This is a genomic window from Pseudomonadota bacterium (assembly GCA_039028935.1).
Lineage (GTDB): Bacteria > Pseudomonadota > Gammaproteobacteria > Steroidobacterales > SZUA-146 > SZUA-146.
This window is the reverse complement of record JBCCHD010000018.1, coordinates 21,429-43,779: the sequence shown is the minus strand read 5'-3', so window position 1 is coordinate 43,779 and position 22,351 is coordinate 21,429. Positions and strand designations below refer to the sequence as shown.

The window sequence follows — 22,351 nt, the reverse complement described above, 5'->3', positions numbered from 1 at the left end:
CCGGTTCCTAGACGCGGGGCTACTCGATGTTGTAGAGCATCTGCCCGGTACGTGGCACGACACCTGCACCGCCCGGGCCCTCAAACACGACCGGCAACGACTCAATGCGCATGCCTTTGTTGACCAGCAGTGCAAAATGAAGATGCGGCCCGCTGCTAAACCCGGTGTTACCTGAGTCGGCGATGTATTGGCCACGTCGGACGCGCTGGCCAGGCTTTACACGGATGGCGTTCCACGCCAGATGCGCATAGACCGCAATGGTGCCGTCGTCATGCACGATGCGCACGACATTCGCTTTCGGCAAGTCTCGCGCCCGGTCCGTGCCGCCCGTGTAGTTATCGTAGGCGGTTGCGTAAACCACGCCATCGCGAACGGAGTAGACCGGCGTGCCGACAGGCATCGCGAAATCCACTGCGTATTTGCTCGAAATATCACTGTGCGTGATGGCGGAGGGGTAGGCTTGAGTGACGGTATATTCGGTCCCTTTGGCGAACGGCATAGCGTAAAGATAGTCGTCCGGTGTTTTGGTTGGATCGCCAGGGATATACGCATACTCCATCTCGTAGCCGTATTTTTGCTCTATATCGAGTGGGAAAAAGTCACGCAGTTCAATCGTGCTGTCGGGTTCGAGCACAATGGTGAAGTCTTTGGTCAGTGCCGGATCGAGATTGCGTACTTTTGAGAAGTCGACAAACACTTCCATCGGGCAGTGCCATTCATTGATGGCCACTAATCGCATGCCACCGTCGATGCGTACCTGCTCCAGGGTAACTTGTGGCTCGTAGTTGCGGGTGGTCATGCGCTCGGTCTGCACATCCGCGACATCATCGGGTGCACGATCAGTGAACTGCCAGTTACCGTCTTCGTCTTTATACCGATAAAGCGTTTGGGCAGCGGCACCGGCCACAATCGCGATCGCGGCCAGAATGAGCGCTAGTCGAAGAAGGTTAGGGACCGATTGCATCACGTTCTTACCCAGCTACCGTGGTCGATATGTCGAGACGTCCTCGCGGTCGGCGCCGCGTAATCATCGGTGGATTCACCATAACGGCATCCACGTCACCGGCCAGTTTACGCCCTCTGGCAAGATCGACCGCCTATCGGGTCACACATTGATGACTCGCTAAGCTCAAAGGCGTGCTATCAGGCGCGCGAGCGCCATAGTAGAGCGCCACCGGCAATCAGCGCAGCGAGACTAACCCAATTATGCTCATAGCCGGTACCGACCAGTACGGCGGACGCGATGAGTAGGCCTGCACCGGCAACGGCGGTGGTGTGCCGCCGATCGCTGCGCTGCTGACTCGCGCGCAGGGCGTCCAGGTCGTCGGGTGCCAGCGCGACGTTGAACGAACCGTCTGAGAGCTGCTGCGTTAAGCGGGACAGCAGCTGGGGGGCGTCGTTGAGTGTCGTAACAAGATCTGGCAACGACTCTTTGAACCGCCCGGCTAACTCCTTGCCACTGGTTTTCTCCGCCATCCAGTCTTCAAGGAATGGTTTTGCGGTTTCCCAAAGATCAAGCTCGGGATAGAGCTGTCGTCCCAGGCCCTCAATATTGAGCAGCGTTTTCTGTAGCAACACGAGCTGCGGCTGCACCTCCATGTTGAACCGTCGCGCAGTACTAAATAAGCGGACAAGAAACTGCCCAAACGAAATATCTTTGAGTGGTTTGTCAAAAATCGGTTCGCAGACAGTGCGAATGGCAGACTCGAACTCGTCAACGCGTGTCCCCGCAGGTACCCAGCCCGAATCAACATGCAGCTGTGACACTTTGCGATAGTCCCGATGGAAAAACGCCAAGAGATTGGCCGCGAGGTAGCGCTGATCGCTCAGATCAAGCGTACCCACAATGCCAAAGTCGATGGACACGTATCGGGGGTCTTCCGGATCGGTGACATTGACAAAAATGTTGCCCGGGTGCATGTCGGCATGAAAGAAATTGTGCTTAAACACCTGCGTGAAGAATATTTCGACCCCCCGTGCTGCCAAGGTTTTCATATTGACGCCGGCCGCGTTAAGCGATTCAACGTCACTCACCGGCACGCCGTAGACGCGCTCCATGACCATCACATTTGGGTGGCAGTAATCCCAGTAAATATCGGGCAGTTCAAGAATATGATGATCAGCCCAATTACGCTTGAGCTGAGCGCCATTGGCCGCCTCGCGCATGAAATCGAGCTCGTCACGAATGGTTCGGCTGTAGTCCTCAACCACGTCTCGCGGCTTGAGGCGGCGGATATCGGGCCAATAGCGGTGCGCCAGTTCCGCCAGTGCGGTGAGCACATCCAAATCTTTGTCGATGATCGGTTCAATGCCAGGACGCAGAATTTTCACCACGACCTCGGTGCCATCATGAAGGCGTGCTGCATGAACCTGGGCGATGGAAGCGGATGCCAGCGGCTCCTCGTCGAACGCGCTGAACACGTTGTCGACGGATTCGCCAAACGCCGTTTCGACTGTCTCGCGCGCCAGTTCGTTGGAAAACGGGGGCACCTTGTCCTGAAGCTTGGCCAACTCCCGAGCAATGTCGGGAGGCAATAGATCAGGTCGCGTTGAGAGTGCCTGACCGAATTTGACGAATATGGGCCCGAGGTCTTGCAGCGCCAGGCGAATGCGCTGTCCAAGATCGGGGCGCATGGGCTTTTGGCTGCCGCCAAACAGCCTGCTCAGAGGGTTTTGCGGGCGCAGAGCTCGCACCACATCGTGTAGCCCGTGCCGTTTGAGGATGCGAAAAATTCGCAGCAGTCGAAAAAGATGACGAAGACGCATAATTACGACGATGCTCCTGACGCGGTGCGGTTCAATCGGGCTTCGGCGCGCTCGATATCCGCGCGCAGCCGATCCACCTCTTCGAGAAAGTCATTGAGTTCGTCTTGGGTGGGAACGTCACGGCCACCTTCCGTTAGATGTGCGCTAATGCCCTGGGTGAGTGACTCAACCGCGCGCTTGCCGACGTTCACAAGGTCTTTGATGGCGGTGCTGACTCGATAAGCAGCTTCATCGCCGACCAGTCGCGACAGTTCTTCTTCAAAGTCGGGTGATAGCGCGGCGAATAGCAGCTGAAAATCCTGGGCCACACCCACATCGCCGGTGAATTTGACGCTCCCGCCGCGGATGCCGTCCTGTGGATCAGAGCGTGCAAACGCGAGCATCGCGAAGGGTGTGCCGCTGATAATGACATCGGCGTCGTCACTGAATTCCGACGACAGCTGCACGGCGTCTTCGGCGCAGTGCACATACACATTCATACCGACGCCGGTGAGCTCAAGCGCGAGCGTTTTGCCGGCCAGTTTTGCCAGGCGCGTGCGCGCGGCGGTTGAGGCGGCGAGTTTGCGCGCAAACAGTGATTCAACCGCGCTAAATACACCGCGCAGTGGATTAATGGCCGGACGAATGTCGTCGCTCACAGTTTGTATCCTCGGTGCAAGGCGACAATGCCGCCGCTTAGGTTGTGATAACGGGTGCTGCCAAATCCGGCCTCATTTATCATCGCCAGCAGCGTCTCCTGATCCGGATGCATGCGTATCGATTCGGCTAAGTAGCGATAGCTGTCGGCGTCATTGACCAATGCCTCGCCCATCTTGGGCAGGACGTTAAACGAGTACCAGTCGTACAAGCCGCCCAGTCCAGGTACGACGATTTTCGAGAACTCGAGCACGAGCAACTGGCCGCCCGGTTTAAGCACCCGATGCATGGAGCGCAGCGCCGCGTCTTTGTCAGTGACGTTGCGTAAACCGAAGGCGATGGTGACCACGTCGAACGTATTGTCATCAAACGGCAAGTTTTCGGCATCGGCCTGCACGCACGACACATTGCCCACGATGCCATTATCAATCAGTCGACGTCGACCCTGCTCGAGCATCGCCTCGTTGATATCCGATAACACCACTCGGCCGGTGTCGCCGACCATGCGCGCCATCCGGATCGCCAAGTCACCCGTGCCGCCGGCGACATCGAGCGCATGCTGTCCTGGTTTTAAACGGGTTAAATCGAGCGTATAGCGCTTCCAGATGCGGTGCAGACCGCCCGACATCACGTCGTTCATGAGGTCGTATCGATTAGCGACCGAATCAAACACGCCGCGCACGTGTCGGGCTTTGTCGCTGCGTTTGACGCGTTCGTAACCGAAGTGAGTGGTGTCGTCGCCGTTGTTGGGTGAATCAGCGTGGTTGTCTGAAGAGGTCATGCGTTCTCCGGATCGCGGGACTGACCCGCGCGGGCCAAATCGTCGAGATAGGTTGCCCAATTTTTATCATGATTAACGCCCAGATCGTGCAATACGTCCCAGGAATAAATGCCGCTGCTGTGTCCATCACTGAACACCAAACGCACGGCGTAGCTGCCGACCGGCTCGATGCGTTGGATCGTGACGTGCTGTTTGCCCGTTTGCAGTACCTCCTGGCCTGGCGCGTGACCGCGCACTTCGGCCGACGGGGAGTAAACGCGAAGGTACTCAAACGGCAGCGCGAAACGCTCGTTCTCAAATGCGATCTCGAGCATGCGCGAGGCTTTGCGTACTTTGATTTCGGTGGGGTGATGAATCATGGCACTAGAGAATGTAACGGCTCAGGTCTTCATCCTGCACGAGTTCGCCCAGGTGGTCATCGACGTAGGTGGCGTTGATCACCACTGAGTCGCCACTTTGATCCGACGCACTAAACGATACGGTGTCCAGCAATCGCTCCATAACGGTATGCAGTCGGCGTGCGCCAATGTTCTCCGTTTTGGCATTCACCTCAAACGCCACGCGGGCAATGCGCTCAATGCCATCTTCGGTAAACGAGAGGGCCAGTCCTTCGGTCGCCATGAGTGCGCTGTATTGCTCGGTGAGTGATGCATTCGGCTCGGTGAGAATGCGGGCAAAATCCTCTGCCGAGAGCGCGCCCAGCTCCACTCGAATGGGGAATCGACCCTGCAGCTCAGGGATCAGATCCGATGGTTTCGCCAAATGAAAGGCACCGGAGGCGATAAATAAAATATGATCGGTGCGGATCATGCCAAATTTGGTCGAGACAGTGCTGCCCTCCACGAGAGGCAACAAATCCCGTTGCACGCCCTCGCGCGACACGTCGGCGCCCTGAGCGTCAGAACGACGCGCGACTTTATCGATCTCGTCGACAAACACAATGCCGTGCTGCTCTGCGTTTTCGATCGCACGCAGCTTGAGGTCTTCTTCATTGATCATCTTGGCCGCTTCTTCGTCGAGAAGCAGTTTGTGGGCGTCTTTGATTTTGAGTTTTCGTGAGCGCTTGCGATTGCCAGACATGTTCTCGAACATGCCTTGCAACTGCTGCGTCATCTCTTCCATTCCCGGCGGCGCCATAATCTCAACGCCCATGGGCGAGACGTCGACTTCAATTTCGATTTCTTTGTCGTCAAGCTTGCCTTCGCGCAGCATTTTTCGCATCTTCTGACGCGTTTCGTTGGACGCGGCGTCCTCGTCCCAACTATTCGGTTTCGGTATTAGGGCATCGAGCACGCGGTCTTCGGCAGCGTCTTCGGCGCGGTGTCGAACTTTGCTCATTTCATGCTCGCGCGTCAGTTTGACCGACACATCGACCAAATCGCGAACGATCGAGTCAACCTCGCGACCCACATAGCCGACTTCTGTAAATTTAGTGGCTTCCACTTTGATAAACGGCGCGTTAGCCAAGTTGGCCAAGCGCCGAGCGATCTCCGTCTTACCCACACCGGTGGGGCCGATCATCAGAATGTTCTTGGGCGTGATTTCATCGCGCAGTGGTTCATCAACCTGTACCCGGCGCCAGCGATTGCGAAGGGCGATGGCCACCGCCCGCTTGGCGTCTTGTTGGCCGATGATGTGCTTGTCCAATTCCTGGACAATTTCTCGTGGAGTCATTTGTGACATAGGGCTACTCGGCGTCCAGTTCTTCGATCACCAGATTGTGATTCGTGTATATGCAGATGTCGCCCGCGATCGACAGGCCTTTCGTGACGACCTCGCGCGCGGACAGATCTGTGTTATCGAGCAACGCGCGGGCGGCGGCTTGCGCAAACGGCCCACCTGAGCCGATTGCGACGAGGTTGTCTTCTGGCTCTATGACATCGCCATTGCCTGAGATGAGCAGACTCGTTGTCGCATCCGCCACACAAAGAAGGGCCTCAAGACGGCGCAGCATGCGATCGGTGCGCCAATCTTTGGCCAGTTCAATGGCGGCGCGTGTGAGGTTGCCGTATTGCTCGAGTTTGCCCTCGAAGCGCTCAAATAAGGTAAAGGCATCCGCGGTGCCGCCGGCAAACCCGGCCAGCACTTTGCCACCGTATAAGTGGCGTACTTTACGCACGTTGCCTTTCATCACCGTGTTGCCCAGCGTTGCCTGGCCGTCGCCGCCCACCACCACCTTGCCGTGACGGCGGACCGATAAAATCGTAGTTCCCCGGATTTGCTCCATGGGTGCTCCTGAATAGCCAAGTGAAAATGCGGTCGATTTGTGCCGCAAGAGGATCCCTATTGTACCTTGAGACGCGTCAAAACGGTCTCAACGACCGCTTCGCGTAATGGCCCGATTGCCGCCGCGTCCAGTCGCCGCCCCGTGCCGCGCGCTCAACTCACCTTTTTCGGTGTGGCTTTGCGGCGCGCGCGCGGGTGCGCCTTATCGTAGGTGCGGGCAAGATGTTGAAAATCAAGGTGTGTATAGATCTGAGTGGTGGAGATGTCGGCGTGGCCCAGCAGCTCCTGTACGGCGCGCAGATCGCCTCCTGACTCCAGAAGATGCGTCGCGAAAGAGTGGCGAAAAAGATGCGGGTAGACATTCATGTCCACACCCTGACGTCGTGCCCAGTATTTTATGCGTGCCTGCACCGAGCGGTGGCTGAGTCGACGACCATTGCGCCCGACGAAGACGGCCTGCTCCTGTTCGTTAGCGAGCTGCGCTCGTGCGCCAAGCCACACCTCCAGCGCCTCGATGGCCCGCCGTCCGATCGGCAATACCCGTTCTTTGCCGCCCTTGCCAACCACTCGAAGCTCACGATCACGACGATCCAGGCTATCCAGATCGAGTGAGACCAGCTCCGCAAGTCGCAGTCCCGACGAATACAAAAGCTCCATCATGGTGCGATCGCGAATCGCCAGTGGATCGTCGGCGCCGAGCTCGAGCAGCGCGTTCATCGCGTCGACATCCAAGGCGTTGGGCAGTTTGCGTCGTTTTTTGGGAGCCTGCACATCGACAGCCGGATTGATCGTAAGATCGCCTTGTCCCACCAGAAATTGGAAGAACATCCGGACGGCAGACAAATGCCGTTGAATGCTCGCTGGGGCTTTGCCCAACCGATTGAGGCGCGCCGCAAATTGACGCACATCGAGGGTCTGGGCAGACGTCAAATCGGTGAGCGCTTGGGTTGTGCAAAACTGCGCGAACGCACTGAGGTCGCGACGATACGCCGAGACGGTGTGTGCGCTGAGGCGACGCTCGTAGTGCAAGTGATCCAGGAAACGCGCGATCTGCTCGTGTTTTTCCTGTGTGCCGCTCATGGTGCGCGGTCAGATCAGCTGATGACGAAAACGCTGCAGCGCGGCGGTGACAGACTGGGCCAGGCGCACGAGAAAATCGGTGCTCATCGCAGGATGAAAATGCTGCGCATTGTGATTGCCAATCGCGAGCATGCCCAGGCTGGGTTGATGCGCCAGAGGCAGCAGCGCGGCGGAGCCTACTTCGCTGTTGTCGGGGCCAAACAAAAACTCGCGCTGGGCATCGCGGATCTGCCCGCAGCGCGGTTTGCCGCCGTCGAGGAAGGTGCCGAAGGCGCTGAGCGCCGGATCGTCCGGCGAGATACGGCGCATAAAATTATTCGACTGAAGGTCCGGGCTGGCCTCAGGCTGCATGAACAGGACGAGCGCCGCGCGCTCGGATCCGAAGTCCTCGCGTAGCGACGCCTCGACAAACTGCAGCACGTCGACAATGGTGTCAGCGTTCATCAGCGAGATCGTCAGGTGATGCGTTTTGTCCGATAGCGCCTGGTTTGTGCGCGCTACGTTGATGAGTTCGCGCAGCTTTTTGTCGAGCTTTTCGTTGCGCTCTCGCATGATGGTCGCTTGGCGTTCGACCAGCGACACGGCGGAGCCGCCCGTATCGTGCGGCAGCGCTAGATGCGCCAAAAGATCGCTGTGGCGCTCAAAAAAATCGGGCTGGGCTTTTAGGTAGTCAATGACCTGGTCGTCATCGAGCAGGTCGGAGGTGGTCACGGCAGAGGCTTTACGCGGGATGCTCATAAAGTGATCGTTCCTTCAAAAACGCGGTTGCAAGCACCGGATAGCCACGCATTTTGCCCGTCTCCGGCCCAACTTACCAATAAATCCCCTCCAGGCGCATGCACCATCACTTTGCCACTGGTTTTGCCCAAAGTGTGTGACACCGCCACCGCCGCGCACGCGCCGGTGCCGCACGCGAGCGTTTCACCGACACCTCGCTCGTACACTCTCAGCTTGATGGCCTGTTTACTAAGCACCTGCATGAAGCCGACATTGACCGACTCGGGGAACGATGGGTGAGACTGGAGCGCCTGGCCGATGCCGGCCACATCCGCGTCATCGACCTTGTCGACTGGAATAACCGCATGCGGATTGCCCATCGATACAGCACCAAATTCAACGCTCTGAGGACCCACATCGAGCACATACTCAGTGGCTTGAGCAGGCGCCAAGAACGGCAGTACGGCGGGTTCAAAGCGTGGAGTGCCCATGTTGACGCTCACCGCGCCATCCGGCAGGAGCTGCGCCACAATCACTCCGGACATCGATTCCATATAGATGGGTGTGTCGACCGGGTGCTCGAGACCCACATAGGCACCGAGCGCACGTGCACCATTGCCGCATTGCTGCACTTCTTGGCCGTCTGCGTTGAAAATACGGTAGGCGATTTGATGATCGGATTGTTCGGGTGCCGCAATCACCAGCAGTTGATCGCAGCCGATGCCAATGCGTCGATCAGCGAGGAAGCGGATGTGTTCGGTCGTTAGACTCACCGACTGATGGCGAGTGTCGATAACCACAAAGTCGTTACCGGTGCCTTCCATTTTCGTAAAGCGCAATGACATGGTGTGAGCTTAACTGACCCGCGCGGCGTCGCAACTGTTTTGGGTAAAGCAATTGACTGGACGATGCCCCAACGTTTTTGTACTGTACCGTTGAACATAATTCAGTGACGAGGGTATTTGCATGCGGCACATCATGGTTCTTAACGCCAAAGGCGGTTGCGGTAAAAGCACGCTGGCCACCAATATCGCCGGTTTTTACGCCGACGAAGGGAAAAGCGTCGCCTTGGCCGACTTCGATCCGCAGCGATCTTCTCTCGACTGGCTCGATACTCGACCCAGTCATTTGCCCACGATTGAGGGCGTGAAAGGCTTCGACGGCGGCCTAAAAGGCGTGTCGCGCGGTACCGATATTGTGGTGCTCGACGCGCCAGCGCGCAGTCACGGCAAAGAGCTCACCGCGCTTTTAAACCACGCCGAGACGGTGGTTGTTCCGGTGTTGCCATCGACCATCGACATGCAGGCCACGTCGGAGTTTCTCAAAGAGATCTACGCCAGCGGTCGGTATAAGCGCAAGCAGATTAAAGTGGGTCTGATCGGTAATCGCGTGCGCGAAAACACGCTGATCTTTGACGAACTTGATCAATATTTGAACAAACAGCGAGCGGCGTATATCGCGTCGTTACGCGAGGCACAAAACTATGTGCGCGCGTACTCACGCGGCTACAGTATCTTTGACTTACCTGAATACATCGCCTGGCCTGATTGGGAGCAATGGGATCCAGTTGTGCAGTGGCTCGATAGCAAACGCAGTCAACCCTGATCGGTTGCCGGCCAGCACAGCAGAAAAGACCGCCTTGGGCGGTCTTTTTTTTTGCGCAATGACGCCGCGGCCAGGGTCATGGTTCGGGGAGGCGATGCACTGCTATGGTGCGATCCGTGCCTTATCGTCGCGTGACCGGTGCGGATGGACGTCAACACCTCAATTGAAATCAACGGTTTGCGGATTTGCGAACGCACCATGACGCCTGCGGGCTACGCTCGGGTCCGAAATGGCGCCGGCCTGCGGTACACTTAGGACCGCGTCAGAGGATTGATGCGATACATTACGTCTCGCCGGCGGAGTGGGGGCTCAGGCCGGCGTTATATACATGGGGGATTAGGGCAATGTCAGCACTGCAATATGACGTGCAGCCGCTTTTCGCGACGCCGTTTTTTCGGGCCTCTTTGGCCGACGCGATTACGCAAGATCAGATCGATTTTGTTAAGAATCTCAAAATGATCAAGAATCGGCAGAATCTCATCTCTGAGAATCTGTATATCTTCGAAGAGCCTGAAATGAAAAGCATCAAAGACGCGGTGCAACAGGCGCTCGATGCCTATGCCGGGGAAATTATGGGCATTTCTCAGCGTCTCTATGTTACCCAGTCTTGGGGCTTGGCCAACCCGCCTGGTGTCGGCATGCACTCGCATGCGCACTCAAACTCGCTGGTGTCAGGCTCACTGTACTTTGCGCCGCTCCCGGATCCGCCATCACGTGTGGTGTTTGATAAACACGTGATGTACCAGCGCCTAGAGCTTAATCCGGACCCAAACAAGCAAAACATCTACAACACCCCGGTGAATGTGGTGACGCCTGAGCAAGGTGAGGTGCTGTTGTTTCCATCCGAAATCAACCATCTGGTGGAAACCAATAGCGCCAGCGAAGATCGCTGGGCGATCGCCTTCAATTGCTTTGTGCACGGAAAACTGGGCAATTATCGCGACGTGTCGGAGCTCACGCTGTAAGCCGAACGCGGGTTCGGCGCGCCGTCGTGTCCGCCCCGCGTTGATCAACTCGGTGTGCCTTTTTGGATGACGCCGAGACAGGTGCGCGTCACTTATGACGCGCTGGAACCTATTTCACGTGGTTAAGCCGCCGGGTCGTCTGGCGCCTCGAGCGAGGCGCAAATGCCATCGACCGGGTCGGCATAACGCAAGGGTTTGGTGAGCACGGCCGTCAGGCGTCGACTGTCGAGACGGCGTGATTCCGCCAAGAACGACCATCGAATGGCGCTGGCGGAGGCTTTCATCTGTTCGCGCGATATCTGCGGCGGTGGCGTCAGATCTGCAAGACGAGCGACTTCGAGTGTGAATTGGCTACCGCTCATGTGATGGTTGTCACCGATGTTATAGATGCGATGGATGAGGGCGCCGTCGCGGCCGAGCGTGAGCAAGTCGGCGAGTGAAAACGCCAAATCATCGCGATGTATTCGGTTGCCTGGATTCGCTTCGCTCAACTGAATAATCGGACGACGTTCAGCAATAGACTGAAGTGGCAGCCGGCCGGGTCCGTAAATTCCAGGGACACGGGCGATAAACCAGGCGCGATCATGGGCTTCGCAATGCTGCTGAACGAGACGTTCGGCATTGAGTCGTCGATGGGCGCGACCACTTTGTGGCGCGGGTGGGCAAGTTTCATCGACACGGCGACCCTGCTGGTCGCCGTACACGCCGGTGGTGCTCACATACAAAACGGTGCTCACGCAGTCGGGCAGCGCATCGAGCAACCGGGCGAATCGCGTATCGTCATCACTGTCGCGCCGTGGTGGGACGAGATACACCACACTGTCGAGCAGCGGCAGCTCGAGCGATGCGGATGGGTCATCGAGATCAATGCACAGCGCCTGAATACCGTCTTTCTTAAGGCGTGCAGCACTGCGCTCGCGGGATACCGCGGCGAGTGTGTTCACACCGCGCTGCGATAACTCCGTAATTAGCCGAGTACCAATGTAGCCAGCACCGACGATAAGGGTCGGGTGTCTCATGGTCGGGCGTACCCACTTGGAATGAGGCAGATCAACATAGCCCCGGAGTGTGCGCCTTTTTGTCGAGAATAGCAGCCCGATAAATCGGCGATCGATCGAAGGGCATGACCGGAGGTTGGCGCCGAGGTGCGCGGTTAGGCTAAGCCGCCGGGACACGCCTATGCGTTGTGAGTCTGCGCGATTCGTAGCATGATGCGCAGGGGATGTGTCGCGGTTATCGAAGTGTCTGAAAGTAAAAGCCATTTGGTTAAAATGCGGGCGCAGAAAAAGGCCTTTTTCTGCGCGGCGGACCAGCGTGTGCTCGATGCGGCACTGGATGCCGGTCACGCGCTGCCGCATAGCTGTCGCGGTGGAAACTGCGGACGGTGCGTGGCTCAGGTGTCGGGCCCGTACGATTACGATCGACCGACACCGCCACCTGGCATTACCGCTGAGCAGCGACAGGGCGGTCAGGCCCTCCTGTGCCAGATCGTGCCGCAGGGCCCGTTGGTGATCGATGTGGCGCATCACTCCACTCCAGACGTTGCACCGGTCATTCGAATTCCCAGCCGCATTGTGCGACGCGAGCGCGTGGCGCCCGACGTGATGAAACTGTCGCTGCAGCTGCCGCGTACCCAACCGATTGTGTTTGAGCCTGGGCAGTATCTGGATGTGCTGCTCGATCGAGGGCGACGACGCAGCTACTCAATCGCCAACTGGCCAACTTCGGAAGATCAATCCGATCAAGAGGAGGCCGGCGCCACACTTCGCGCAGCGGCGGGGCTTGAGCTCCATATCCGACGCGTCGAAGGTGGGGTATTTTCACGCATTGCGTTCGATGAGTCGGCCACGAGTCTTTTGCGAATTGAAGGTCCGCTGGGTCGATTTGGTTGGCGGCCCCATGCCGGTCCGGTGGTACTGGTGGCTGGTGGTACCGGGTATGCACCGATCAAATCGATGTTGCTGTCGCGAATTGCGCGAGGCGAAACGCATCCCACCCATCTATTTTGGGGGGCGCGCAATCAGGCCGACCTGTACGAACACGATGCGGTGCGCGCGTGGCAGCAAGCGCACGATTGGTTCACCTATACGCCCGTGCTGCGCGATTCGGCGGAGAATCCCAGGCGCTTGTATGAGCATGCGGTGGAGCGCTTTGTCGAGCTCGACAATGCGATGATGTATGTCGCGGGTCCGCCGGGTCTTATTCAGCGCATCGAATCGGTGGCGCGCGATCTGCAAATTGATCCGGACCGGGTCATCACCGATTCGTTCGACTACGCGGTGACGTAAATCAGGCGGCGGCCGCCATGGCGACCGCCGCTTGATACCGCTGGTTGTCTAGGCACTAAGTCGTTTAGCACGCAGAGCATCCAGCTTCAGTTTGAGCGCGGCGCCGTATCGATCCAGCAGTGAGGCCATGATGATGGCACCCGCACCCAAAATGGACAGCAGCACCCAGTTACTGACATGGAACCACTGCAAGAAATGGCCGAGGTTAACAATCAAAATGATCCCGGCGGTGACCACACCGATACTCATGGTCAACGTGCGCTTTAGCCAATAGCCGGTCGCGACGACGAGCAACGCAGCGAACAGACTCATCGTGCCGACCGCGATGCCACTGAAGACTTGCACGTTAATCAGTAGCGCCAGACACACCGCGGTTGCTCCGACAAGTCCAAACACAACCGACCGGGTGGTGTTTGGACGGCGCAGTACGAGTTCGCCCATCATCGGCATTAAAAACAACGCAAACGACGGCAGCAATAAGCTGCTTGGAATGGAAGGCACACCGGCGGTCAGTGCGACGGCTGCGATAAACGGCAGCGGCAGTGCGCTGCAGTCGAGCCATTGTTGGACGCCGCGTTCTTGGGCTCGCAGCGACATATGGCGCAGCAAGACAAACCCCGCGATCGCCATCGCCGCAATCGCCAGCTCTTCGACTTGATAGAAGTAAAAACTGCGAACACACAGAATCACCGCGGGCGCAAACAACATCAGCACACTAAAGCGACTCTCTGCCGTGCCCGGCGAACGATCATCGTTGCGTGAACGGGTGAGACGGAAAATCACAAAAGCGATCAGCCCCACCGCGAGTAAGCTCGACCAAACGGAACCGCGTACCGGAAGCAGCAGTGCGGCACAGCCGATCAGATAAGTGGTGGTGAGCCAGGACGCCGCCGGACGCGCAAGCACGGTAAACGCCAGGCGTGTGACCGGCACCAAAATCGCCAGCGCCAGGGTGGTGATGCCCATCACGTGGAACGGTGACTGACTGACCCAGGCGGCATAGGCGGGATAACTGCCCAGTAAACCATCGAATTGAACGATGGAGTAAATCAGCGCGCCCAGGATGGTGAAGTTGGCGGCCACCGAGGCGAGGCTCAAGCTGAAAAACAGTCGCGCCCCTTTTTGCTCTTTGAGCCAAACGCTCAGTCCGAAGCCACCGGCGGTGAGCAGAACGGTTTGGGCGAGCAGCTTGAGATAGCGTTGAATATCGTTACCTTCCAACCACCCCTGCAGCATGAATAATGACAGCGACCCCACCATGATGGCGGCCCCGATGATGCGCAACAATTCCGAAAAGGTGGCGAAGCGCCGCAACGTGTCCAGCACGCTGCGGGCTTTTGAAGCGGAAACGTTCGCCTCTTTCATGGTCCGTTCAACATCCTGCTCAACACGCAGGGTGTGTGCGGTGGTGTCTTGGGATTCGCGCGATAGGGTGTCGCGAAAATCTTGATGGGTGCGGTTGGGGCCGTTATTGTGGTGCATCGTCGCCCCCTTTCTCGGTCAGCAGGCGTTCGAGGCCGGCCTCGAGTTCTGTGCGATCCTCTTCTTGGATAAAACTCGCTTCAAGATCATCAATCGAGGCGGGCAGCGTGCCGTCAAATTCGGATTCGGCAATCATGACTTCCCATCGCTCAAACGTATCGTCGATATCCAGGCTGCCGTTTCCGTCAAGCTCATTAATGATGCGCTTGGCGTCGGCCACCGATTCACGCGACCGAAACATGTTTCGCTGTTGATTCATGTGCGCAATGCGCTCATGCAAATCATGCAGTGTGAGCGTGACCTGTTTTTCGAGCGCGGCATGCTGGGTGAGCGATTCGGCCAGTTTGTCGAGCTGGTCATTGGCAAGGCGATGCCGACGCACACACTCCAATGCGGTCGATCGATCGTCATCGGCTCGATCGCGAGCCCGTCGTGCCCAATCGGCGGCCGCTTGCTGGGCCGCCTCGTGTTTTTTGCGCAGCAGTTCGCCGTCTTTTTGCACGCGCGCCAGGCGCACGCGTGCGGTGGCCGCGTTGTGTTGAGTGCGTTTGATCGCGGCTTGAATGATGGCGTCGTGATTTTCAACGCGTGTGATGGCCTGATCCATTTTGGCCGTGATGGTGGACGTAATTCGATGTAATAGCCTCACTGTTCTCTCCTTCCCGTCGTAAAGTGATACGGTGAGGCCATGCTCTCAAAAGTCTATTTTATAGCAACTATTTTAAAAAAAGAGGCAATAATCTGGTCGTTAAGTATAAAAATACTGTACTATTTTGAGTCAATGACTCAACGAAGCTCCCTCATCAGCGCGCTCAAACGACTCCTCAAGGAGCGCCACATTACCTATCGCATGCTGGCCGACGATCTCGAGCTGTCGGAGTCGGCGGTTAAACGGATGTTCGCCACTGGCAACATGTCGCTGGTGCGACTCGAAGAGGTGTGTGAGCGGGTGGGCTGCGAGCTGGCCGATCTTGTCGCTCACATGGCGCGCGATGCGCGCCTGGAAGAACTCCCCATCGACGATGAACAGGCCTTGGTCGATGATCCGATGCTACTGCTCGTGGCGTACTGCATGGTGAACCACTGGACGCTGGATACCGTGCGCGAACGTTATCGTGTTAGTGAATCAGATCTCGTGCGTTGTCTGGCTCGACTCGATCGCATGAAGCTCATCGAACTGTTGCCCGACAACCGGGTGCGAACGCTGGTGGGCAATAGCTTTCGTTGGCAGCCCAATGGACCGATCGAGCGTTTCTTCCGATCTCAGGTTCAAGATCAGTTTTTCGCCAGCGCCTTTGCGGGCGTCACCGATCTGCATCTGGTCAAGATGGCCGATTTGTCGCGCGCTGCCCAGGATCGTATCCGGCAGCGTGTGCGGGCCATCGGTCAGCTATTTGACGAGATTGCCGAAGAAGAGCGGCGCGTTTCGTCAACCGAACGACACGGTATGACCCTTGTGTTAGCAATGCGAGAGTGGCGCTACGAGGCCTTTGCGCGCTTCGAGCGCCATTCCGACTAGTCGTGCGATGACAGCGGTGAGGTTGCTTATTCTGACGCGGGCGCGTCGTCTTCTTGGTCGGGGCCGGTCAGCACGGGTGTGAGATTGACGCCGCCCGTCATGAGCGCAAGACCCTGACGAAAGGCCGCAGTGGCATTGTCGGTTTCACCGAGTTGGGTGAGCAGTTCGCCATAGAGCTGATAGGCATGCGGTTTCGGGTCGATGGATAGGGATGACTCCAAATAGCTACGCGCTTTGCCCCACAGTTCGCTTCGCATGGCCAGCCGTGCCGCCGCAATCAGCAGCGTGCTGTCGTCACCGCGCGACTGCAACCAGCTTTCGGCGACCGCGAGTTGTTTTTTCGGCGCGTCCGTTTCGATGTTGCCGTAGAGGCTGGCAAGTTCCGCACTCCATTGCACACCCATCGCTTTATTCACCACTTTTTCGGCCTGGCCGTGGTCGTCACATTCGCACAACGCCCGCGCGTAACACGCGACTAACTCAGGCTCTTTGCGCGCTGCCAGGGTGAGGCCCTGCCAGGTTTTGTTCACGAGCGCCTTGTCGCCTTGCGCACCGGCCGCGACCAGTTGATGTCGACTGGCGGCGTCGATCAGCCGTGTGATGTCCGCCATCGCGGGCGACTTTTTAATTTTGCGTAACGTGGGTACTAACGCGTAGAGGCTTTCCCAATCCCCCAGTTTTTCGTAGATCGTGCCCATGAGCACTTTGGCGTGCGTATGCTTGGGGTTGCTGTCTTCCACTTTGCGTAGTGTCGCCAGCGCTTCTTCGTACTGTTCGTGTGCGATCTGTAGCTCTGCTTGGGTTAACAATACGGCGGTGCTTGCATCGGGCTCGTGTTCGTAGGCCAGCATGAGCCAGTTGTCGCGTCGTTCATGCTCGCCTTGGAGCTGTGCGGCTTTGGCGGCATTGAGATAATTGAGCAGCGGCATGTCGCCGGACTTTGCGCCCTGCGCGAGCATAGCTTCGCCTTTTTTCCAGTTGCCCTCAGCCATTTCGATGAGGCCGCGATTGAGTTTGCGACGGGCGCGTTGTTGTCGTTGCGCGGACACCGCCTGGCCGAACTTACGCGGCGCACGAAACAGATAGATCAGGCCGCGTATCAACAGATAAATCAGGGCCAGCATGAGAATAAGCCCCGGCACCGAGGATTCGAATGCCAAGCCGCGAAAATTGATCAGCACATAGCCGCGATCTTGCATGAGAAAATGCGTCAGACCGCTGACCAGGATCGCTAGGAGTAATAGCAGCAGGCTCTTTCTCATAATTCAGGGCCTTCCGTAACCCCTTCTGCTGGGGCGGCTTCGCCGGAACTGCGCGCGGTGGGTACCACCGCGCGAATCAGGTTGAGCGATTGCGAGATGTCCGGCAGATCGAGAGATACTGACTGGGACTGCATTTGCACCAGTCGGTTGAGCACGGTCGAAACGCCGCTGTCTTCCAGGTCGTAATACTGTTCAAGCCAGCGTTTCGCGGAGGACAGGCTGTCGTCGTATAAAGTTTGATTTCCCTGGAGCGCGGATATGCGTGCCGCCTGCAGCTGAAGCTCCAGGTTTCGATACAAGAAATACGCCTGCTCGGGCGCCAACAGCGCTGCGCCGGCGTCGTCGGTCGGGCTCACCCGCACGAAACCGCCGACGGTATCACCCAGCGCGCCTTTAATTTTGTCCCACGCGCCGTCGTCTGGCGAGGTGCTCGCCGATTGTGTGTCGCGTTCGAAATTGCGGGCGGCTTCATTGCGAAGCGGCAGATTCGTCACGCGAGACGCCAGCGCGTTGAGCGCTAATGCCAATCCTTCAATGTCGAGCTCCGGCAGGCTTTCGAGTGCGAGGAGTTCTTCGCTGAGTTGGGCGCGAACGGGCGTCAGTGACGGATCACCCAGCGCGACGATGCGCTCATCGGCGGCCTTTAACGCCTGAACGGCGCTGTTGACGTCTCCCGCAAGCTGCAGACGCGTGTTGGCGGTCTGCAAAAAGTACTCGGCTTCCGCGCGCACCCAGGTGTTGCGCACGCTGGCGGAGACACCGCGCATGGCGCTCAGGGAATCAGACATGTCGGTGAGTTCATCGGTCAGATTGTCAACGCTGCGCTTCTGCGCGCGAAGCTGCGACGCGAGCTGCGATTGCTCATCTCTCACCGCCTCTAGCGTCTCGTCCTGCTGCGCGACTTGTCGCGTGATACGACTATTTTGCGACTGACTGGCCTGCTGAATCTGTGCACGAATATCGTCTTCACTTGGGATATTAAGAGAGGCGACGTCGAGCGTTTCGGCCACTGGCGCGTCGTCGCGCTGTAACCAGCTCCAGGCGCTCGCAGCCGCGGCGGCCAATGCCGTGAGCAACGCTAGCCAGGCGATGCCAGTGCCCGCGCGCGAGGGTTTGGGTGACGGTTCGACGCGTTGAGCCGGTGCGGGTTCATCGCGATCGGGTACCACCGAATCAACCTCGCCGAGGGGGACATCATGTGGCGTGTCGGGGGTCTCTGCGTCGTGCTCGAGAGCATCGTTGGATGGGGTGTTAGACATAGAATCGATTTCGTCGTGAGAATGTTCAGAGCCCGAAACGTGTACTTCGGGGGCGGTGGTTGCGCCGTGCGTAAGCTCGGTATCATCGGTTGCATCGGTTGCATCGGTTGCATCGGTTGCATCAGTCGTTTCGTCCACACGGTCGGCGGGTGTCCACGTCGCTATCGCGCGCATCAGGGCGCGATCATCGGGCGTATCGGCCACAAGCGGCGGCGCCTTGAAGCCGGCGGCCGTGGCCGCTTGGCTGACGCGGGCGCTCCCGGTGACAACCTGCAAATGGTAGAGCGCCTGCTCGTTCTCAGGCTGCACCATGCTCAGTATGTTGCTCAACGTCTCGCCGCTGTTGGCAATAATAATGTCGGCGCCCTGCGTCGATAGCAGCGCGTTGAGTGCGGTCGCACTCTCTTCCGGCACGATGCGCTGATACACCTCGGCATACGTGATGTGCGCACCACGCTGAGTAAGCGATTTGCCAAGCAGCGCTCGACCCCCATCGCCGCGAATGATGACGATGTTTCGGTTATCGACGTCTTGCAGGGCCGGCAACTCCAAGAGGGCTTCGCTCGTAAACTGGCGCTCTGGGTGAGCATCGCAGCGTATGTTGGCTTGCTTCATCGCCTGTGCCGTACTGCCACCAATCGCAATCGTTTGAAGCGAGTTGAGTTGGTCGGCGGACACAAATTGCAGGCAGTGGCGCACCGCGTTGGGGCTGATGAAAATGACGGTGTGAAATTCGTCGATACGCTCGAACACCGCTTTGGCGGCCTCGGGGGTGGCGGTGCTGCGAATTTCGAGCGCGGGGATGCGCAGCGCGGTGCCTCCCGCGTCATTGATCAATGCCGACAATCGATCGCTTTGCGCGACGGGTCGCGTCACGATAACGCGTGCGAGCGTGTTGTCCGATGGATCCATTCAGCCGTCCTATATCAGGTAGCGCGCTGCACCCATATTGGTGAGTGATGTCGCTGCGCGTTTGCCCAATGAAGCGGCCTCGGCAGCGTCGCCGCGGGCGATTGTCTCCAGCATTTCACTGCCATCCGGATCCGCCACGCGTGCCCCCAACTGGATTATGCCACTTTTGTGCGTCGCATAAACAGCGATCGGAGAGGTGCAAGAGCCCCCTAGAGCATGGGTGACCGCGCGTTCAGCCGTGACGCGCGCCGTGGTGTCAGCGTGCGCCAGTGCGCTCACGAGTTCTTGCGTAGCGGTGTCGTCCACGCGGCATTCGATGCCGACCGCACCTTGTCCCGCCGCAGGCATACAGACGCGCACGTCCAGTTCGTTGGCTATGCGTTCTGCCAGCTCGAGACGAATAAGGCCAGCCGACGCCAATACGATCGCGTCGAATTCACCCGCATCAAGCTTGGCCAATCGCGTGCCCACGTTGCCGCGCAACGGCCGCACTACCAGGTCGGGTCGTTTGTTCAACAGCTGCGCTTGACGGCGCAAACTCGAGGTGCCCACGACCGCGCCGGCTTGGAGCTCATCTAATGACGACACGGTGTTGCTCACGAGGGCGTCGGTGGGGTTTTCGCGCTCGAGTATGGCCGCGAGCGTCATGCCGTCGGGGAGTTCGACCGGCACGTCCTTCATGGAATGCACCGCCAAGTCTGCGCGACCCTCGAGCATGGCCACTTCCAGTTCTTTAATAAAGAGACCTTTGCCGCCAATCTTAGCCAGACTCTTGTCGAGAATTTCATCGCCGCGCGTGGACAACGGCAACAACTCCACAGATAGGGTTGGATGAGCGCGTAGGAGTGCGTCACGTACATGTTCAGCCTGCCATAAAGCCAGCGGACTTTGACGTGTGGCAATACGAAGTGTGGTCATCGTTGGTTACTCTTGATGAGTTTGCGCAGGCTGGATACGTGGCGTCGACTCACCGCAAGCGGTTTGCGTGCGTCTCCCACCAATGCCATCTGCGAGCCATCCGGCTGTTTTTCCAAGGCCCGAAGATAGCGCACGACAACCAGCGCGTTGCGGTGTACTCGAAACACCAGATCGCCAAACTCTTCTTCTAGGCTCTTGAGCGAATCGTCGATCAAAATTTCTTCGTCGGCAAGCCCCACCATGACGTATTTCTGATCGGCTTGAAAGTAGTGAATGTCCTCCCAGGGGATCAGGCGCAGTCGATCACCCATGCGCGCCGACAGATGCGTGCGCGGTGCGCGGGTATTGGCCTCGGTTGCGAGTGTATCAATTTGTCGTGTAGTCAGACGCGTCGCGTGGGATAAGGCCCGCGCCAGTTTCTCACGTCGAATCGGCTTCATCAGATACGCGATCGCCTGTGCGTCGAACGCGTCGACGGCATACTCGTTATACGCCGTCGCAAAAATGACCGCCGGCGGTTCGTCGAGCTCAGACAAGTGACGGGCCGCCTCGATACCGTCCATGCCGGGCATGCGGATATCGAGCAATACGATGTGGGGTTGATGCGCCTCCACTTGCTCGAGCGCCTGAAGCCCATGACTCGCCTCGCCCACGCACGTGTAGTGATCAAAGTCTTCGATGAGTCGTTTGAGTCGACCGCGCGCAGGCGCTTCATCGTCGACGACAATGACTTTATAGGATCGGTCGCTCATTCGTGCTCTCGTAGAGGAAATCGCAAATACACGCTGAATCGGTCGTCGATGAGGCTGGTTTTGACATTGGCTTGCCCATCATACGCAAGATCAAAGCGCTGACGAATGTTGTCCAGCGCAATGTGGTTGCCGCCTTTGCGGCCGCCGCGGTTGTCCGGTGCGACCGGGTTGCTGATCATGATCGTGACAAAGTCACCTTTTGTTTCGCCTTCGACCAATATCGTGCCACCTTGGGCCATTGGTTCGATGCCATGATAGATGGCGTTTTCGAGCAGCGGCTGAATGCTGATGCCTGGAATAAGCGCGCGCATCGGCAGTGTTTCGACGGCCCATTCCACGGTCAGTCGATCGCCCAGGCGTAGTTGTTCGATACGCTGATACATGCGCGCCATTTCCAGCTCGTCCTTAATGCGCACTTTTTGCATGGAATCGGCGAGGGTTGCACGAAACAAATCCGCGAGATCTTCAACGGCCTGTTCGGCCATCAGCGGGTCGGAGCGCGTGAGTTCGGCGATCGTGTTCATGCTGTTAAACAGGAAGTGTGGTCGAATGCGCGCTTGCAGTGCGCGCACACGAGAGCGCGCTTCAAGCTGTACGTTTTTTCGCCATTGTTGAGTCACGTAAAAATAGCGCAACATCAGCGCACCGGTGATAAAGCTGATGCCCAATGTCCGCGCAATGAATGGGCCTCGCTCGCGCGGAAACAGCGACTGGGTGCTGGGATCCGGAAAGGCAAACTGACCGAGCTGAAACGTGAGTTCGGATATGATGGCGCACACCAGCAAAATTAGCGTCATGCTGACCGCGGTGACTTTCGTGACGCTGGCACCCACCAAAAATCGACGAGCCACACACAATACAGCGGCATTCGCCAAACCTACCCATAGCAGCAGCATCGACAGACGTGCCAGATCGGTCCAGAAGTTCTCGGCGGATGCGGTGCCGGCGAGCGCGAGAGTAATGGCAACAAGCTCGGCGATCAGCACGATGGCGAGGGCCGTTTTGCCGGAGCAAAAATCGGGGAGATAGGAGTCCTGCGCGATGGCGTTAGACGCGCCGGGGCTCAGAACGCCCGGCGCGTGTGCGCCGGGCTTAGAAGGGGTGTCGATGCCAGTGTCTGGCATACGCAGCGTCTCCGTCAGGTGCGGGGCGTTTACGCCATCCAGCGCGCATTATGCCAAGA

Annotated in this window: 22 protein-coding genes; 4 read left to right on the top strand and 18 right to left on the bottom strand. The window is 58.1% G+C overall.

Annotated elements, in window-relative coordinates; all coding sequences use genetic code 11:
* Positions 1-19: 19 nt before the first annotated feature.
* The 10 genes from AAF465_10210 to dapF all read right to left on the bottom strand — a co-directional run bounded on the left by AAF465_10210 (position 20) and on the right by dapF (position 9,051).
* Entirely contained in the window at positions 20-964 is a 945-nt protein-coding gene (locus AAF465_10210; GenBank protein ID MEM7083096.1) for a M23 family metallopeptidase, read from the bottom strand.
* A 179-nt stretch (positions 965-1,143) separates the two neighbouring features.
* Positions 1,144-2,766 (bottom strand): ubiquinone biosynthesis regulatory protein kinase UbiB, encoded by a 1,623-nt coding sequence (ubiB, locus tag AAF465_10205; protein ID MEM7083095.1) that lies wholly within the window; start codon positions 2,764-2,766, stop codon positions 1,144-1,146.
* Positions 2,767-2,768: 2 nt separating this feature from the next.
* Complete coding sequence (locus AAF465_10200) at positions 2,769-3,404, bottom strand: SCP2 sterol-binding domain-containing protein (GenBank protein ID MEM7083094.1); 636 nt, start codon at positions 3,402-3,404, stop codon at positions 2,769-2,771.
* Positions 3,401-4,183: a bifunctional demethylmenaquinone methyltransferase/2-methoxy-6-polyprenyl-1,4-benzoquinol methylase UbiE gene (gene ubiE, locus AAF465_10195; protein ID MEM7083093.1), complete on the bottom strand. Its 783-nt coding sequence runs from the start codon at positions 4,181-4,183 to the stop codon at positions 3,401-3,403. Before ubiE ends, AAF465_10200 begins: the two co-directional genes overlap by 4 nt.
* Positions 4,180-4,542, bottom strand: a complete 363-nt coding sequence (locus AAF465_10190; GenBank protein MEM7083092.1) for a DUF971 domain-containing protein — start codon at positions 4,540-4,542, stop codon at positions 4,180-4,182. Before AAF465_10190 ends, ubiE begins: the two co-directional genes overlap by 4 nt.
* A 4-nt stretch (positions 4,543-4,546) precedes the next feature.
* A complete protein-coding gene (hslU, locus tag AAF465_10185; protein ID MEM7083091.1) occupies positions 4,547-5,866 on the bottom strand; it encodes an ATP-dependent protease ATPase subunit HslU in 1,320 nt (439 codons plus the stop codon).
* 4 nt (positions 5,867-5,870) lie between these two features.
* On the bottom strand, positions 5,871-6,410 hold the full coding sequence (gene hslV, locus AAF465_10180) for an ATP-dependent protease subunit HslV (protein ID MEM7083090.1): 540 nt from the start codon (positions 6,408-6,410) through the stop codon (positions 5,871-5,873).
* Positions 6,411-6,562: 152 nt separating this feature from the next.
* On the bottom strand, positions 6,563-7,489 hold the full coding sequence (gene xerC, locus AAF465_10175) for a tyrosine recombinase XerC (GenBank protein ID MEM7083089.1): 927 nt from the start codon (positions 7,487-7,489) through the stop codon (positions 6,563-6,565).
* 9 nt (positions 7,490-7,498) lie between these two features.
* Positions 7,499-8,227: a DUF484 family protein gene (locus tag AAF465_10170; GenBank protein MEM7083088.1), complete on the bottom strand. Its 729-nt coding sequence runs from the start codon at positions 8,225-8,227 to the stop codon at positions 7,499-7,501.
* Positions 8,224-9,051 carry a diaminopimelate epimerase gene (gene dapF / locus AAF465_10165; protein ID MEM7083087.1) on the bottom strand — a complete coding sequence of 276 codons (828 nt, stop codon included), beginning with the start codon at positions 9,049-9,051 and terminating at the stop codon, positions 8,224-8,226. The genes AAF465_10170 and dapF overlap by 4 nt, the downstream gene beginning before the upstream one ends.
* Before the next feature lie 121 nt (positions 9,052-9,172).
* On the opposite strand from dapF, the gene AAF465_10160 reads away from it, so the two are divergent.
* Positions 9,173-9,811: a ParA family protein gene (locus AAF465_10160; protein MEM7083086.1), complete on the top strand. Its 639-nt coding sequence runs from the start codon at positions 9,173-9,175 to the stop codon at positions 9,809-9,811.
* 344 nt (positions 9,812-10,155) lie between these two features.
* Positions 10,156-10,776: a putative 2OG-Fe(II) oxygenase gene (locus tag AAF465_10155; protein MEM7083085.1), complete on the top strand. Its 621-nt coding sequence runs from the start codon at positions 10,156-10,158 to the stop codon at positions 10,774-10,776.
* Between the two features lie 122 nt (positions 10,777-10,898).
* Here AAF465_10155 and AAF465_10150 read toward each other — a convergent pair whose 3' ends face one another.
* On the bottom strand, positions 10,899-11,795 hold the full coding sequence (locus AAF465_10150; GenBank protein MEM7083084.1) for an NAD-dependent epimerase/dehydratase family protein: 897 nt from the start codon (positions 11,793-11,795) through the stop codon (positions 10,899-10,901).
* Between the two features lie 222 nt (positions 11,796-12,017).
* Here AAF465_10150 and AAF465_10145 point away from each other — a divergent pair, with 222 nt between their 5' ends.
* On the top strand, positions 12,018-13,064 hold the full coding sequence (locus tag AAF465_10145; GenBank protein ID MEM7083083.1) for a 2Fe-2S iron-sulfur cluster-binding protein: 1,047 nt from the start codon (positions 12,018-12,020) through the stop codon (positions 13,062-13,064).
* 48 nt (positions 13,065-13,112) lie between these two features.
* Here AAF465_10145 and AAF465_10140 read toward each other — a convergent pair whose 3' ends face one another.
* A complete protein-coding gene (locus tag AAF465_10140; GenBank protein MEM7083082.1) occupies positions 13,113-14,546 on the bottom strand; it encodes a hypothetical protein in 1,434 nt (477 codons plus the stop codon).
* The gene (locus AAF465_10135) at positions 14,533-15,195 is read right to left on the bottom strand and encodes a PspA/IM30 family protein (GenBank protein MEM7083081.1); all 663 of its coding nucleotides are present in this window, start codon (positions 15,193-15,195) and stop codon (positions 14,533-14,535) included. The genes AAF465_10140 and AAF465_10135 overlap by 14 nt, the downstream gene beginning before the upstream one ends.
* Before the next feature lie 132 nt (positions 15,196-15,327).
* On the opposite strand from AAF465_10135, the gene AAF465_10130 reads away from it, so the two are divergent.
* On the top strand, positions 15,328-16,065 hold the full coding sequence (locus tag AAF465_10130; GenBank protein MEM7083080.1) for a helix-turn-helix transcriptional regulator: 738 nt from the start codon (positions 15,328-15,330) through the stop codon (positions 16,063-16,065).
* 26 nt (positions 16,066-16,091) lie between these two features.
* Here AAF465_10130 and AAF465_10125 read toward each other — a convergent pair whose 3' ends face one another.
* Genes AAF465_10125 through AAF465_10105 form a run of 5 tightly spaced genes read right to left on the bottom strand, consistent with a single transcriptional unit; the run spans position 16,092 to position 22,292 of the window.
* Entirely contained in the window at positions 16,092-17,327 is a 1,236-nt protein-coding gene (locus AAF465_10125) for a heme biosynthesis HemY N-terminal domain-containing protein (protein MEM7083079.1), read from the bottom strand.
* Positions 17,324-19,498 (bottom strand): uroporphyrinogen-III C-methyltransferase, encoded by a 2,175-nt coding sequence (locus AAF465_10120; GenBank protein ID MEM7083078.1) that lies wholly within the window; start codon positions 19,496-19,498, stop codon positions 17,324-17,326. Before AAF465_10120 ends, AAF465_10125 begins: the two co-directional genes overlap by 4 nt.
* A gap of 9 nt (positions 19,499-19,507) precedes the next feature.
* Positions 19,508-20,416, bottom strand: coding sequence for a hydroxymethylbilane synthase (hemC, locus tag AAF465_10115; GenBank protein MEM7083077.1), 909 nt, complete (start codon positions 20,414-20,416; stop codon positions 19,508-19,510).
* On the bottom strand, positions 20,413-21,168 hold the full coding sequence (locus AAF465_10110) for a LytTR family DNA-binding domain-containing protein (GenBank protein ID MEM7083076.1): 756 nt from the start codon (positions 21,166-21,168) through the stop codon (positions 20,413-20,415). The genes hemC and AAF465_10110 overlap by 4 nt, the downstream gene beginning before the upstream one ends.
* On the bottom strand, positions 21,165-22,292 hold the full coding sequence (locus AAF465_10105; protein ID MEM7083075.1) for a histidine kinase: 1,128 nt from the start codon (positions 22,290-22,292) through the stop codon (positions 21,165-21,167). Before AAF465_10105 ends, AAF465_10110 begins: the two co-directional genes overlap by 4 nt.
* Positions 22,293-22,351: the final 59 nt, after the last annotated feature.